The sequence below is a fragment of the Vibrio eleionomae genome (genome assembly GCF_009874545.1).
Taxonomy (GTDB): domain Bacteria; phylum Pseudomonadota; class Gammaproteobacteria; order Enterobacterales; family Vibrionaceae; genus Vibrio; species Vibrio nitrifigilis.
Genome location: NZ_WEKT01000037.1, coordinates 1 through 15,666 on the forward strand (window position 1 = coordinate 1; position 15,666 = coordinate 15,666).

The following is a 15,666-nucleotide window of genomic DNA, read 5'->3' on the forward strand; positions in this document are numbered from 1 at the left end:
CTATCAAACAAACAACCAAAACAACCGAGCAATTAATTAATGATCAAAATGTATGATCACATTATATTCGCATGATCATTAAAAGATCCTTTATTTGATCCCGATAATTTCTCTATTCTTGATAAAAGAAAAACAGCATCTATAGGTTATTTAACGCGCATTAAAAAGCCGGATTTTTAAATCCGGCTTTTATATTTCTTAGGCAAGAAAAGTTATCTAACCAAAATAATGGAAAGAGGTTTAATGCTATTCTTGCTCGTCTTCTGCATCAGAGTCATCACCTTCTTCAGGTGCAGCAGAATCTGTAGTTTCTTGAGAATCAACAACTTGTTCTTCTCCGTCCACAATTTCTTCTACTTCTTCTAACTCTTCAATTTCTTCGATGCGCTGCAAAGCAACCACTTGTTCGCCTTCAGATGTACGAATCAGTGTGACACCTTGGGTGTTACGACCGACTTGGCTCACTTCAGACACACGTGTACGAACCAGCGTACCCGCGTTAGTGATCATCATGAATTCGTCAGCTTCGTCTGCTTGGATCGCACCCACAACGGATCCGTTACGCTCAGAGACTTTGATCGAAACAACACCCTGAGTCGCACGACTCTTCGCTGGATATTGTTCTAGCTCTGTACGTTTACCGTAACCATTTTCAGTCACAGTTAGTACATCACCATCAGTCTTCGGTACGATGAGTGATACCACTTGGTCACCATCAGCGAGCTTCATACCACGTACACCAGATGCAGTACGACCCATTGCACGAACTTGATCTTCTTTAAAGCGTACTACTTTACCGAATTTCGAGAACAGCATGATATCGTTTTCGCCGTTAGTGATATTAACACCAATCAACGAGTCATCGTCACGCAGGTTAACAGCGATTAGACCGTTAGCACGAACATTAGCGAACTGAGAAAGCGTAGTTTTTTTCACAGTACCGTCGCCAGTCGCCATGAAAATATAACTATCTTCTGTGTATTCACTCACTGGAAGAATCGCAGAAATACGCTCACCTGCTTCAAGAGGCAAAATATTAACAATTGGCTTACCACGAGCGGTACGTGTTGCATGCGGCAATTGATAAACTTTCAAGCGATATGCTTTACCACGAGTAGAGAAGCACAGAATGTTATCGTGAGTATTTGCCACCAGCAGACGATCGATGAAGTCTTCATCTTTCATGCGCGTTGCACTCTTACCACGACCACCACGACGTTGCGCTTCGTAATCACTTAGCAGTTGGTACTTAACGTAACCTTCGTGTGACAGTGTCACTACTACATCTTCACGAGCAATCAGCTCTTCTAGGTCGATGTCATGGCTCGCTGCAGTGATTTCAGTACGGCGCGCATCACCAAAGCTATCACGAACAATTTCAAGTTCTTCGCGAATCACTTCCATCAAACGAGTTGTGCTTGAAAGAATCAATAGATATTCAGCGATTTGATCAAGAAGACCTTTATATTCATCCAAGATTTTTTCATGTTCTAGACCAGTTAAACGGTGTAGACGCAAATCAAGGATTGCTTGAGCTTGTTGTTCAGTTAAGTAGTAAAGACCGTCGCGAATACCATATTCTGGTTCAAGCCATTCTGGACGAGCAGCATCTGAATCATCACCGGCACGTTCCAGCATCGCTGCAACATGACCCAGTTCCCAACCACGTGCAATTAAGCCTTCTTTCGCTTCTGCTGGTGTTGGTGCTTTACGAATCAGTTCAATGACTTCATCGATGTTTGCAAGAGCCAGAGCCAAACCTTCAAGGATATGAGCACGGTCACGCGCTTTGCGCAATTCATAGATGGTACGACGAGTCACCACTTCACGGCGGTGGTTAACGAAGCACTTCAGCATATCTTTCAGGTTGAACAACTGAGGTTGGCCTTCGTTTAGCGCTACCATGTTGATACCGAAAGTAGTTTGTAGCTGAGTATTGGTATAAAGGTTGTTTAAAACCACTTCACCAACTGCATCGCGTTTACACTCGATAACAATACGCATACCGTCTTTATCAGACTCATCACGTAGCGCACTGATGCCTTCTACTTTTTTATCTTTTACTAATTCTGCAATTTTTTCGATCAGACGAGCTTTGTTCACCTGATAAGGGATTTCCGAAACAATAATGGTTTCACGACCATTTTTATCTTGTTCGATATCCGCTTTAGAACGCATGTATATTTTACCGCGCCCTGTTTTGTATGCGTCAACAATCCCTTTGCGACCACTAATGATCGCCGCTGTTGGGAAATCAGGTCCTGGGATGTATTCCATTAGCTCATCGATCGTGATCTCTTCATTTTCGATGTAAGCCAAACAACCATTGATCACTTCGGTCAAGTTGTGTGGTGGAATATTTGTTGCCATACCTACCGCGATACCAGAGGCACCGTTAACCAGCAGGTTAGGAATTTTTGTTGGTAGAACAGCAGGAATTTGTTCTGTACCGTCGTAGTTATCAACAAAATCGACGGTTTCTTTGTCTAGGTCAGCCAGCAACTCGTGCGCAATTTTCGCCATACGTACTTCGGTATAACGCATTGCTGCTGCGGAGTCGCCGTCGATCGAACCAAAGTTCCCTTGACCATCAACCAGCATGTAACGCAGTGAGAAAGGCTGTGCCATACGAACAATAGTGTCGTATACAGCAGTATCACCATGCGGGTGATATTTACCTATTACGTCACCCACGACACGGGCAGATTTTTTATAAGGCTTATTCCAGTCATTACCCAGAACATCCATCGCGAACAAAACACGACGGTGAACCGGTTTTAGGCCATCACGCACATCAGGAAGAGCACGACCAACGATAACTGACATCGCATAGTCTAGGTACGAACCACGAAGCTCATCTTCAATGTTAACGGGCGTGATCTCTTTAGCTAGATCGCTCATAGAGCCATTATCCCTCTATAGTTTGATCGGTATATCTAAGTAAGAACAACATGTCATTTTATTAGTGGTATTTTTACCACAAAAAATGAGCAGTGCGGTTTTCTAGATATAATTGATACATATAAGGTGAAAAAATATAACACAAATTTCTGGGTGTAGGCATCACTTTCCTTGTCCTTTTATTATGTTGTGACCTCCGTTGAGATTCACTTGACGACAAATTATACATTCTTGACGTTTTGCTTAAATAAGCGCTCAAAAAAACATCACCCGGACCAGATTCAAGGATAAGCACTGGTGAACTTCTGATGCAGGGTTATAATGCATCCACAATTTAATTGGTTAATGATGAGTATCATAGGCAAATAATTATGGCTCAAACACAAAACGTCGACCCGAACGAAATACAAAAATTTGAAGATATGGCCTCACGCTGGTGGGACCTAGAAGGTGAATTCAAACCTCTTCATCAAATTAACCCTCTGCGTCTTAACTATGTATTGGACAAAGCAGATGGTCTATTTGGCAAAACCGTATTAGACGTTGGTTGTGGCGGCGGTATTTTAGCTGAGAGCATGGCACGCGAAGGTGCTAACGTGACTGGCCTTGATATGGGTAAAGAGCCACTTGAAGTCGCACGTCTACACGCGCTAGAAACTGGCACTAAACTCAACTACATTCAAAGTACAATTGAAGATCATGCACAGCAACATCCCCAGCACTATGATGTTGTTACTTGCATGGAGATGTTGGAGCACGTGCCCGATCCTCAATCAGTGATTGATGCCTGTGCAAAACTTGTAAAACCAAACGGTCATGTCTTTTTCTCAACCTTGAATCGTAATTTCAAATCCTACTTGTTTGCGATTGTTGGGGCTGAAAAGCTACTGAAAATTGTGCCTGAAAACACCCATGACCATGATAAATTCATTCGTCCATCAGAAATGATGAAGATGATTGACCACACTCCTTTGCAAGAAATGGGTATCACAGGATTACTTTATAATCCGTTAACTGACACCTATCGCCTTGGTCGAAATGTTGATGTGAATTACATCGTTCACACGCAATTATTCTAATCTGGATATTGATCGTGCAAGAACGTTCGTATGTGTAAATATTTACCGTACTTTGAACGGTTTTTGTGCGCTTGATTCCACTTTGTACAGTGCCTTTTTGAAGGTCATTTTCGGGCAAAGATCAAGAAGTTTTTTTTTGATCCTGGTTATCTATAAAACAATCTGAGAAATGGTTTTTTTTCACTTCAATCCTGCTCTTAGATCATCAGTAAGTAGACACTAACTGTTTTTTTTAGTTTTGTAAGTTATCCACAAACTGTCCAGAATCTCTCACTTGCAATAGCCCTCTGATGGCACTATCTTGTAATGCGAAACGACACAGACCCCTATATATAGTGTTTTGACCCATTATCTATAGGGTTTGCTTTTTGAGAAAAGTTCGCAAAATATTGACAACAACTACACAAAATGCCGCTTTTATCAGTTTTGTTAGGGAAATAAAGCAGAATGAACCAAGAACTTACTGTCACTAAGCGTGATGGCCGTAAAGAAAAGATCAATTTAGACAAAATTCACCGCGTAATCACATGGGCGGCTGAAGGTTTAGATAACGTATCTGTTTCACAAGTAGAACTACGCGCTCACATCCAGTTCTATGAAGGCATCACGACATCTGACATTCACGAAACCATCATCAAGTCCGCCGCCGACCTTATCTCTGAAGAGACACCAGATTATCAATACCTGGCTGCGCGTCTTGCTATTTTCCATCTTCGTAAAAAGGCGTATGGCCAATATGAGCCACCGACGTTGTTTGACCATGTTTCAAATATGGTTGAAAAAGGCAAATACGACCGTCACCTACTTTCAGACTACACTCGTGCAGAACTAGAGCAACTTGATAGCTTTATTGATCACCGTCGCGATCTGAACTTCTCTTATGCTGCTGTTAAACAGCTAGAAGGTAAATATTTCGTTCAGAACCGTGTAACAGGTCAAATCTACGAAAGTGCACAGTTCTTATACATTTTAGTCGCCGCTTGTCTGTTCGCCAACTATCCCAAAGAAACACGTTTGGACTACATCAAACGTTTTTACGACGCGACATCGACATTTAAGATTTCTTTACCTACGCCAATTATGGCGGGGGTACGCACACCAACTCGTCAATTTAGCTCTTGCGTGCTTATCGAATGTGGCGACAGCCTCAACTCAATCAACGCAACAGCAAGCTCTATCGTTCGTTACGTATCGCAACGCGCTGGCATTGGTATTAACGCTGGTCGTATTCGCGCACTCGGTTCAGAGATTCGCGGTGGTGAAGCATTCCACACTGGCTGTATCCCATTCTACAAATACTTCCAAACAGCAGTAAAATGTTGTTCGCAAGGTGGTGTACGTGGTGGAGCTGCGACTGTGTTCTACCCACTTTGGCATGGCGAAGCTCAATCACTCCTCGTACTGAAGAACAACCGCGGTGTTGAAGAAAACCGTGTTCGTCACATGGACTATGGTGTTCAATTAAACAAATTGATGTATCAACGCTTGGTTGAAGGTGGCAATATCACCCTATTCTCTCCTTCTGACGTTCCAGGGTTGTACGATGCATTCTTTGAAGACCAAGATGAGTTTGAACGTCTATACGTTAAATACGAAAACGATGCGAGCATTAAGAAAACCACTGTCAAAGCTGTTGAACTGTTTTCACTTCTAATGCAAGAACGTGCGTCTACTGGCCGTATTTACATTCAAAACGTCGATCACTGTAATACACATAGCCCGTTTGATGAGAAAGTCGCGCCTGTACGTCAATCGAACTTATGTCTTGAAATCGCACTACCAACTAAACCACTAGCCAATGTAGAAGATGATGAAGGCGAAATCGCCCTATGTACTCTGTCTGCATTCAACTTGGGCGAGATCAAATCACTGGATGATTTTGAAGAACTGTCAGAGTTGGTTGTTCGCGCTCTCGATGCCCTGCTTGATTACCAAGATTATCCACTGCCAGCTGCGCGTAAATCATCAATGAACCGCCGCACTCTTGGTGTGGGCGTGATCAACTACGCATACTACTTAGCGAAAAATGGTGTTCGTTACTCAGACGACAGCGCAGTCGGCCTCACTCACCGCACATTTGAAGCGATGCAGTACTACTTACTGAAAGCTTCTCTTGAATTGGCAAAAGAGCGTGGACGTTGCCCACTGTTTGATGAAACCAACTATGCGAAAGGCCTAATGCCTATCGATACGTATAAAAAAGATGTAGATATTATCTGTGAAGAGCCGCTTCATTACGATTGGGATGCATTGCGTGCAGAAATCATGGAACACGGTCTACGTAACTCGACGTTGACGGCATTGATGCCTTCAGAAACATCATCGCAAATTTCAAATGCCACCAACGGTATTGAGCCGCCACGTGGTTACGTTTCAGTCAAAGCATCGAAAGACGGTATTTTGAAACAAGTAGTGCCTGAGTACACTAAGTACAAAGACAACTATGAACTGCTGTGGAATATTAATGGCAACGACGGTTACCTACACCTAGTTGGCGTTATGCAGAAGTTTGTTGACCAAGCTATTTCATCAAACACTAACTACGACCCAAGCCAATATGAATCTGGCAAGGTTCCGATGAAACAACTACTAAAAGATCTGCTGACAGCCTATAAATTTGGTGTAAAAACCTTGTACTACCACAATACTCGTGATGGTGCAAAGGATGAGCAGAGCGGTACAGTGGTACAAGCTCAAGATGATGATTGTGCAGGCGGCGCTTGTAAGATCTAAGCGAGACATCGCCTCTTCCCTTAATTATTCGTTGCGGCTTATGCCGCAACGTATTCTATTAAGGCTGACTCATTAATTGAACGTTCCTCCCCTCGGAGGGAACAAAACGGATGAAAGTGATATGGCTTATAGTACTTTTACACAAAATAAAAACGACCAGTTAAAAGAGCCTATGTTCCTCGGTCAGCCGGTGAACGTAGCGCGTTACGACCAACAAAAATACGAAATTTTTGAAAAACTTATTGAGAAGCAACTCTCTTTCTTCTGGCGTCCAGAAGAAGTCGATGTTTCTTCTGATCGTATTGACTACGCAAAACTACCAGAGCATGAAAAACACATCTTCATCTCGAATTTGAAATATCAAACACTGCTTGATTCGATTCAAGGTCGTAGCCCAAACGTCGCACTATTACCGCTGGTCTCTCTACCTGAACTAGAGACTTGGATTGAAACATGGTCTTTCTCTGAGACTATTCACTCACGTTCTTACACTCATATCATCCGTAATATCGTTAACGATCCAGCGGTTGTTTTTGATGATATCGTTGAAAATGAACACATCATTAAACGCGCGAAAGACATCTCAACGTACTACGACAAACTGATTCAGTTGACTAATGACTACCACCGCTTTGGCGAGGGTGTACATGAGCTAAATGGTGAGAAAGTTGAGGTTAAGCTTCACGAGTTGAAAAAACAGCTTTACCTATGTTTGATGTCAGTGAACGCACTTGAAGCGATTCGTTTCTACGTGAGTTTCGCGTGTTCATTCGCGTTTGCTGAGCGTGAGCTCATGGAAGGTAATGCTAAAATCATCAAATTGATCGCTCGCGATGAAGCGTTGCACCTAACAGGTACCCAGCATATGCTGAACCTACTACGCAATGGTATGGATGATTTTTCATTTATTCAAATCGCAGAAGAAGCAAAACAAGACTGTTTTGATCTATTCAAAGATGCCGCGGAACAAGAGAAAGAATGGGCAGAATACCTATTCAAAGATGGTTCAATGATTGGCCTTAACAAAGATATCCTAAGCCAATATGTGGAATACATTACCAATATCCGTATGCAAGCAGTAGGTCTTGAACCTGCGTACCCAGGTGCTGATACCAACCCTATTCCATGGATCAATGCTTGGTTGTCTTCAGATAACGTTCAAGTTGCCCCACAAGAAGCTGAAATCAGTTCTTATCTTGTTGGTCAAATTGATAACCAAGTTAGCTCTGATGATTTTGAGGGCTTTGAACTGTAATGGCTTCTGTCAAAATCAACAATCAAGTGACCATCGAATCAAACGCCTCTGATACTTTGTTAGAGACGATGGAAAAAGCAGGCCTAGAACCAGAATATAATTGTCGTGATGGTCATTGTGGCGCATGTCGCTGCAAACTCAAAGCTGGGTCTGTCGAGTATGTTGGTTTTGCCATGGCATTCACTCAGCCAGACGAAATCTTACCGTGTATCTGTAAAGCAAAAACAGCGTTGGAAATTGAAGAAGTTCATTACCAACCTAAAGCAAAACGCGCCTAATGGCGCGTTTTAGTAACAATTCTGAACCGGTGTTACGCTCCTAGTTTTCATCCGATGAAGACTGGGAGAACAGATAAAAAAGCCAGAGCTACGCTCTGGCTTTTGTCATTCCGGATAGAATTTCATCTACAAGTCCAACAGAGATAGGCTTAGCCGCTACCTCTCGACCATCTGCATCGAAAAGAGAGAGACGGTAACCTAAATGACTCTTGTCTTCCTGATCAGTTGGGACGTGACGCCAAAGAGAAGCAATGTCATAAGCACCACTGCTAAGTGCCTCTCCTAGTATCACTTTTTGACTCGATACTTCATACCAAACCAATAATTTAGATTGGTTAAACATACCAGCCTCCTGCCGAAATATCCTCAATGGGAGCTTTCAGTGTACTGGTAAAATCGATCAAAAAAAGCGCAATTTTGGTGTTTTTTCCCCCGTACTTTCTAAATCAGATGGTTACACGTTAGATAATTTGAGCATATGTAATAGCATTTTCCCTTACCGCAGAATAAGTCTAGCCATCATAGAGTTAGGAAAGAGGATCTGTTTTGGTACGACCAAAAAATACAGCGTAATGAAGCGAGATCATCACCACGCTGTATAAAAGGGGAAATTATTACAGAGCACTGGTTGGGATAAACAGTTCTTTCACTTTTAACGTTGCCCCATATTCAGTGAAGACGGGTTTACCTGATAGATAACGACGTAAAATATCTGCTGCTAACGTGCCAATAATCTGTTTTTGATCCTCAATGGTATACTGCCGAGTAAAACGGAAAATTTGTCCCCATTCCCCTTCTGGCGCCGAGAGTGCAACGGTAAATTCCCCATCTTTAATTGGTCCAGTAACAAGAGAAAGGTCAGTGTTACATTTCTCTTTCGTTGCCCCGGCTAGAGCGAAAATCGACGCTAATGGATCTTGCACACCTAAATCGGCGGCGACTTTAGGACTGAGCACCCAACTGTGTCCACAGCGCTGAGCGACGTCCACATTGCTCAGCAACCAGTGCGATAACCAGCCTTTGGTCGATTGCTCCGCAATTGATAGGCTTTGTCCTTTGTCTTCAAGTAAATGTCCTAGGTGATCAAGCATAGGTTCATCAATACTGACAATATAACGCTCTAGATGTTGATATATCATACTCGAGAGTTTCATCCGTTTCTCAGTATCCCTTTTAGGGCCAAACAACTTCACTTCGATAAACGGTAAATATGAACGATAACCCAATGAATACCCTTCAGGTAACTGCAGCTTATCCAACTTCTCACCAATGCCAGACTCTGAGGAACCGAATGTATAAAAATAGCTGCATTCTAAACCAGCCTGCTCGGGATAGCTCTTGCGCAGATCTGGCACAATTTGCTCTTTTACCATTCGCTTAAACTCGCTTGGTACGCCCGGTGTGAAATAAAACCAACAGTCATTGATTTGCAATTTAAACCCGCAAGCGGTACCGATGGGATTATCAATGATAATAGACTTAGCGGGAAGCATGGCCTGCTTTATATTGTTTTGCGGCATCTGGCGCTGGCGAGTAGCGAAAAATGCTTCCATCTGGGTCACCCATTCAGGAAACAAAATTAATTCTTGTTCAGAAACTTCAGCGGCGGCTTCTGCACTTAAGTCATCAGTAGTAGGCCCTAACCCACCATTCACGATGACCACATCGGTATTAAAGCTAAGCATCATTAATTCTTCTACTAATGCAGCTTTAGTGTCTCCAACAGTCGAACGTTTGGCTAGCGGGAAACCGTGTTCAAAAAACTCACGCCCTAACCATGCTGCGTTGGTATCGACGATATCGCCATGTAGAACTTCTTCCCCGGTACTCAACATCGCTATTTTTAGCATTTCTTACCTACCTGTTCTTTTCATTCCGACTGCCCAACGGTTGCTTACAATACAAAGGTGACAGAAAACTCCTAAAGAATATACCTAAAATAGCACGAGAGGCAGAATTTCGAGTCTAAGTATCGGCCATGTAAATCAGTGATTATGTCTTACAACCGGGACATCATATAGCCCAGTTATCGCTGGGTATATATTTGATACTCTACTTGTGCCCATTAGCAAAAATCAACTGTATTTTTAATATCTTATACCCAAGTAAGCTCAAGATGCTATTTCAGTGAGAATCGTTTCACTCTTAGGGCAAGACAATGATTTGAAAACATAGTGATGCTACATTAAAAATCAGTAACACATCCTAGGATAGAATAAAACGCGTCCATCGGATTTAAACGTTTAAGGATGCGTGATTGGCTTACTACCTCTTTAGAGGGCAATTTACCTCAGGTGATAGATTTTTGAACATAATCATAACTAAATTTATTCAAATCTATACACTTGTAACCTGAGTATAAAAAGAAGTTTGGAGACTCAGTATGATTCGTAATTTCGTCATCAGTTTTATGGGTAAAACAACCCCTTCTACACTGAAAACTTTAGCCGCAATTACTAACGAAAACGAGGGCAAATGGCTGATCAGTAAAGTCAATTTCATCGATCAACAAGTGGCAGGTATCATCAAAGTAGAGGTGCCGATGGATAAAGCTGATATAGTAAAAGACGCTTTCCAATCTTTCCCAGAACTCAACGTCAGTATTGTTGACACCGATGTGGCTCCCCATGATGAACAGACCATCTTTAAATTACGCCTAGATGCCACCGACCGAGCAGGTATCGTTAATGATATTACTCACCTCCTCGACTCACAGGGTATTAGCTTACTCGATATGGATTGTAACCGCGTATTTATTGCTGACGTTTCTGGTGTTCAGTCCTCGTTATTTACCGCCAATATATCGCTGCGCTTACCCGCCGAAAGACAAATCGATGACTTAGCAAAAGAGTTAGAATCTTTATACGAAGACACCAAAGTCATTGTACATTCCCACTAAAAAATATTGATGAAATAAATCAGTGGAGGTATTAAGCCTCCACTTTTATTATCCGCAGTAAAAAAAATCTTGAGCTAGTTAACATTCTGATTTTTTAAAGTAGAAAATTTAGCCTTATCGACCACCCTTAATATGTCACTTTATGAGTACTCATATAGTTTCACTACAAAAATACACTTTACTTTGGCATGCTATCCCAACGATTTAGAAACTAAGACGTTTAGCAGCCTCAATTCGCTTGATAGAGTCAAATCCCCCAACCCTATCGACCTATTGTGACTGGAGCGCCCCCTTCTGCGTTTTGCATAGTGTGTTATTGGGCACCGTACTAGTCGCTAGGTGGTATACGTAATGTTTCAGCTTAAGAACATAAAAGTGGGTCGCAAGTTCACGTTAATCATAGTTGCAAGTATTATTGGCTTTATTTGTCTGCTGTTAATCGCAGCCAATGCCTTAGAAGATAACCTCAAATATGAACGTCAAGCTCGGTTGAAAGCCGTGGTACAAAGCACCGTTTCACAAATCCAACACATCAGTCAAGAGTACCCTCAAGACCAAGCCCAAAGAATGGTTGGTCAGCTTATCAATCATTTACGATTTGATGGTGATAATTATGTGTTCGTTATGAATGAGGACCGCAAGATTATTATCCACCCTAGCCAACCCAACTTGGTCGGCAAGGTGATGGGCAGCAACCCATCAGATGAATCAAGCAAAATTTGGTATGACGCGGTAAACACCGCCAAAGGCGGTCAGCACGGAGTGATTGAATACAACTGGAAAACTGACACGGGTGAAGTAGGCGATAAAATTTCCTTTGTACAAGGTTTTGCCCCTTGGAAATGGGTGGTTGGCGCTGGCATGATGATTGATGATATTCAATCTGCGGTGTATAAGCAGTTTATTTCCATGGGGATAGCGGCATTAGTTGTCATTGCCGTTATGATCGTTCTTGGTGTTGTGGTACGTAATTCTATCGTACACCCTCTCAACTCCATTATGGACACCATGAAACTCATTGCCAAAGGAGACTTGACCGCACGTGTCAGTTACGATGGCAAAGATGAAATTGGCATACTTGGCAAACGTGTTAACGACAGCATGATAGCGGTTCATCGTGCTCTCTCTGATTCAGTCAACTCAGCCAATCAAGTGGCCGAAGCAGCCATTCGCATTGCGTCCTCCGCAGAAGAAACCAGCCAAGCCGTTGGCAGCCAGCAAACGCAACTAAATAGCCTTGCAACGGCAATGAACGAAATGAGCGCCACCGTTTCAGAAGTGGCTCGACACGCTGAAGATACTGCACAAGATACCCAAGAAGCCAGTCATGAAGCCAGCACCGGTGATAAAGATGTGAACGCCAGTGTCGATAGTATTAAGGCGCTTACTGATGAACTGGAAACCGCGAACAACAACGTGAACAAACTCAAAGAAGGCGTGATGGAAATTAGCGAGGTCACAGCGGTTATTAGCGGTATCTCTGAGCAAACTAACTTGCTGGCGTTAAACGCTGCCATTGAAGCTGCGCGTGCGGGAGAACAAGGCCGAGGGTTTGCGGTCGTGGCTGAAGAGGTACGTAATTTGGCTAGCCGTACTCATCACTCTACCGATGAAATTCAAACCACAATTAATCGCTTGCAGCAATTGGCGGTTACATCCGTTGCTTCAATGGAAGCGAGCCAAAAATTGGCCTACGACAGTGTGGAACGCGCTGAAAATGCAGGTAATGACTTAACTCAAATCGTCAACCACATTCAAAAAGTCAGTGACAATGCTACTCAAATTGCGACGGCAGCTGAAGAGCAAAGTGTGGTAGCAGAAGATATGAACAAAAACGTCAGCGGTATTAATGAATCAGCTTATGAAATGGCTGATGCTGCCAACTATCTTGCTGAAGAAAGTGAAAAATTGGCCGAGCTTTCTCGTCAATTAGATGAAGAACTTAAACGCTTTAGACTCTAGGTAAAACCACTGCCCAATGGGCAGCCAACAGAAAGGTCGGCATTATAGCCGACCTTTTTTTAATAGCGCTGATTCGTTATCTATTGCACAGACCATTGCGAAAGTGCACGCTTAAAATCTTGGAAATCAAATTCATTGAGCTTTTGAAGCTCACCATTTGCGCGCTCACAATACACGGTTGGCATACGTAAGCCATTGAACCAATTCAATTTGACCATGGTATAACCGGCACTATCCATGATGTGTAATTTCTGGCCAATTTCTAGTGGTTCAGCAAATTTAGCTACGCAGAACTGATCGCCCGCTAGACAAGAACATGACCCAATGACATATTCATGTTCACCGTTCTCATCCGCTTCCATAATAGAGGCAGGCTCATTATAAATTAGCGTATCTAAACGGTGGGCTTCTGTCGCTGAATCGACAATAGCGGTTTTCATACCGTTTTCCACGACATCGACTACCGTCACCACAAGATCCGTGGTTTTAGTAATAATCGCTTCACCTGGTTCTAGGTAAACTTGAACACCGTGTTTATCAGAAAATGCTTTTAATGCTGCTGCCAATTTTTCAATTTCATAACCCGGCCAAGTGAAAAATACTCCACCACCTAAACTCACCCACTGCATGTTATCAAGATAACGACCAAAACGGTCCGAAATCGAGTTCAGCAAAGTAATAAAGTTATCTGCACTTTTGTTCTCACAGTTCATGTGGAACATCACACCATCGATAGAGCTAAAGACTTCCTCATCGATATGGTCAGCTTGTACACCCAAACGCGAAAATTGACGTGCTGGATCCGCTAAGTCTTGACCTGCGCAACTCACGCCTGGATTTAAACGCAAACCAATCGAGGCTTTATCTTCAATCAAATGTCGATAAGCTTTGAGCTGTGACTGTGAGTTGAAAATCATTTTGTCACACATATCGGCGACAGCTTTTACGTCATCTTCGCTATAACCCACACTGTAAGCATGTGTTTCACCACCGAAGGTCTCATAACCAAGCTGAACCTCGTAAGGACCAGAACTGGTGGTACCATCAAGGTATGGTTTGATGATGTCAAACACGCCCCAAGTTGAGAAACATTTCAATGCTAGCACCAATTTGACACCCGAAAGCTCTTTCAAGCGTTTCGCGATTTCAAGGTTGCTGATTAACTTGGCTTCGTCAATCATGAAATATGGGGTTTTCAATTCGTTCTTTTGCATGATTATCTCTCGGTATAAATGCAAAAAACAGCCATAGCAAGCTATAGCTGTTTGAGCGCATTACTCGTCATAAAATGACTGGCAATCCATTACTTGTTTAGTGTGTTAATCACTGGTGGAATCGCTGGATCTAACTCCAACACATCCCAGCCTAAACCGATTGAAGGCATCGTTTCTAGGAACGGGTCTGGATTCAGCTGTTCAATGTTAAAGATACCTTTATCTGCCCACTCACCACGGAAGTATTGAAGTGCTGCAGTAATTGCAGGTACACCAGTCGTGTAAGCAATTGCTTGATGCTCAACGTCTGCATAAGCAACTTCGTGATCAGCGTTATTGTAGATAAAGACACTACGTTCTTTACCCTCTTTCTTACCGCGAACCCAAGTACCGATACAAGTCAGTCCTTTATAGCCTGGTGCAAGCGAAGTTGGGTCAGGGAGCAACGCTTTTAGTACGTGTAGCGGCTGTACCACAGTACCATCATTGAGTGTCAACGGATCAGGACTTAAAAGGCCGATATCGCGCATACAATTAAAGTAATTCAGATAACGGTCACCAAAGCCCATCCAGAATTCGATACGTTTTGCTGGAATAAATTCCTGCAGTGAACGTACTTCATCGTGCGCCATTGAGTACACTTTATGTGAACCACAGTTAGGAAATTCAAATTCCATCATACGGGTGTGACACGGTACTTGTTTCCAAGCTTCATTATCCCAGTAGAAAGAATCACCTTGAATTTCTAGCATGTTGGTTTCAGGGTCAAAGTTAGTCGCAAACTTTTTACCATGATCACCAGCGTTTACATCCATTACATCGATGGTGTCGATCTCATCAAATAAGTGCTTAACTGCATAAGCAGCAAACACGCTAACTACGCCAGGGTCGAAACCAGCGCCTAGAATACCGGTGATGCCAGCTTCGGCAAATTTCTCTCGGAATGCCCATTGAGGGTCATAAGCTTCAGGAACTTGTTGACCCTCAGAACATAAATCCACAGCGACAGATGTGTCTAAGTAAGAAGTTTTCGTGCGGTAGCATGCTTCCATAATAGAAACGTTAACCCATGGAGGACCAGCGTTAATCAATAAGCCTGGTTTCACTTCTTCAATCAATGCAACAAGTGCATCAATGTCATCAGCGTCTAGAGCACGAGCTTCTAACTTCTTAGTCGAATCTTTAAGGTTATTTTTACCTTTAATTGATTCAATGATCTTCTCACACTTCCCGATAGAACGAGAAGCTATGGTAATATCACCCAGCACGTCATTGTTCTGAGCTGCTTTGTGTGCAACAACCCAGCCAACGCCGCCCGCACCAATCTGTAGAATTGACATTTATA

Annotated in this window: 11 protein-coding genes; 6 read left to right on the forward strand and 5 right to left on the reverse strand. The window is 42.8% G+C overall.

What is annotated here, in order from left to right; all coding sequences use genetic code 11:
- Positions 1 to 246: 246 nt before the first annotated feature.
- Positions 247 to 2,901: a DNA topoisomerase (ATP-hydrolyzing) subunit A gene (gene gyrA, locus F9817_RS16525; RefSeq protein WP_161157264.1), complete on the reverse strand. Its 2,655-nt coding sequence runs from the start codon at positions 2,899 to 2,901 to the stop codon at positions 247 to 249.
- A 371-nt stretch (positions 2,902 to 3,272) separates the two neighbouring features.
- Here gyrA and ubiG point away from each other — a divergent pair, with 371 nt between their 5' ends.
- The 4 genes from ubiG (at position 3,273) to yfaE (ending at position 8,246) form a co-directional block, all read left to right on the forward strand.
- Complete coding sequence (gene ubiG, locus F9817_RS16530) at positions 3,273 to 3,980, forward strand: bifunctional 2-polyprenyl-6-hydroxyphenol methylase/3-demethylubiquinol 3-O-methyltransferase UbiG (RefSeq protein ID WP_161157265.1); 708 nt, start codon at positions 3,273 to 3,275, stop codon at positions 3,978 to 3,980.
- A gap of 447 nt (positions 3,981 to 4,427) precedes the next feature.
- Positions 4,428 to 6,713, forward strand: a complete 2,286-nt coding sequence (gene nrdA, locus F9817_RS16535; RefSeq protein ID WP_161157266.1) for a class 1a ribonucleoside-diphosphate reductase subunit alpha — start codon at positions 4,428 to 4,430, stop codon at positions 6,711 to 6,713.
- 121 nt (positions 6,714 to 6,834) lie between these two features.
- The gene (gene nrdB, locus F9817_RS16540; RefSeq protein WP_161157267.1) at positions 6,835 to 7,968 is read left to right on the forward strand and encodes a class Ia ribonucleoside-diphosphate reductase subunit beta; all 1,134 of its coding nucleotides are present in this window, start codon (positions 6,835 to 6,837) and stop codon (positions 7,966 to 7,968) included.
- On the forward strand, positions 7,968 to 8,246 hold the full coding sequence (gene yfaE / locus F9817_RS16545) for a class I ribonucleotide reductase maintenance protein YfaE (protein WP_161157268.1): 279 nt from the start codon (positions 7,968 to 7,970) through the stop codon (positions 8,244 to 8,246). The genes nrdB and yfaE overlap by 1 nt, the downstream gene beginning before the upstream one ends.
- A gap of 88 nt (positions 8,247 to 8,334) precedes the next feature.
- Here the strand turns inward: yfaE and F9817_RS16550 are convergent, their stop codons facing one another.
- Positions 8,335 to 8,589, reverse strand: coding sequence for a 30S ribosomal protein S6 modification protein (locus F9817_RS16550; RefSeq protein ID WP_161157269.1), 255 nt, complete (start codon positions 8,587 to 8,589; stop codon positions 8,335 to 8,337).
- 271 nt (positions 8,590 to 8,860) lie between these two features.
- A complete protein-coding gene (locus tag F9817_RS16555; RefSeq protein ID WP_161157270.1) occupies positions 8,861 to 10,096 on the reverse strand; it encodes a CinA family nicotinamide mononucleotide deamidase-related protein in 1,236 nt (411 codons plus the stop codon).
- A 533-nt stretch (positions 10,097 to 10,629) separates the two neighbouring features.
- On the opposite strand from F9817_RS16555, the gene F9817_RS16560 reads away from it, so the two are divergent.
- Together F9817_RS16560 and F9817_RS16565 are read left to right on the forward strand one after the other, a co-directional pair.
- Complete coding sequence (locus F9817_RS16560) at positions 10,630 to 11,145, forward strand: glycine cleavage system transcriptional repressor (protein ID WP_161157271.1); 516 nt, start codon at positions 10,630 to 10,632, stop codon at positions 11,143 to 11,145.
- Between the two features lie 351 nt (positions 11,146 to 11,496).
- Entirely contained in the window at positions 11,497 to 13,107 is a 1,611-nt protein-coding gene (locus tag F9817_RS16565; protein ID WP_161157272.1) for a methyl-accepting chemotaxis protein, read from the forward strand.
- Between the two features lie 80 nt (positions 13,108 to 13,187).
- On the opposite strand, the gene nspC is transcribed toward F9817_RS16565, so the two are convergent.
- Together nspC and F9817_RS16575 are read right to left on the reverse strand one after the other, a co-directional pair.
- The gene (gene nspC / locus F9817_RS16570) at positions 13,188 to 14,321 is read right to left on the reverse strand and encodes a carboxynorspermidine decarboxylase (protein WP_161157273.1); all 1,134 of its coding nucleotides are present in this window, start codon (positions 14,319 to 14,321) and stop codon (positions 13,188 to 13,190) included.
- An 89-nt stretch (positions 14,322 to 14,410) separates the two neighbouring features.
- Positions 14,411 to 15,661, reverse strand: coding sequence for a carboxynorspermidine synthase (locus F9817_RS16575; protein WP_161157274.1), 1,251 nt, complete (start codon positions 15,659 to 15,661; stop codon positions 14,411 to 14,413).
- Positions 15,662 to 15,666 lie beyond the last annotated feature (5 nt).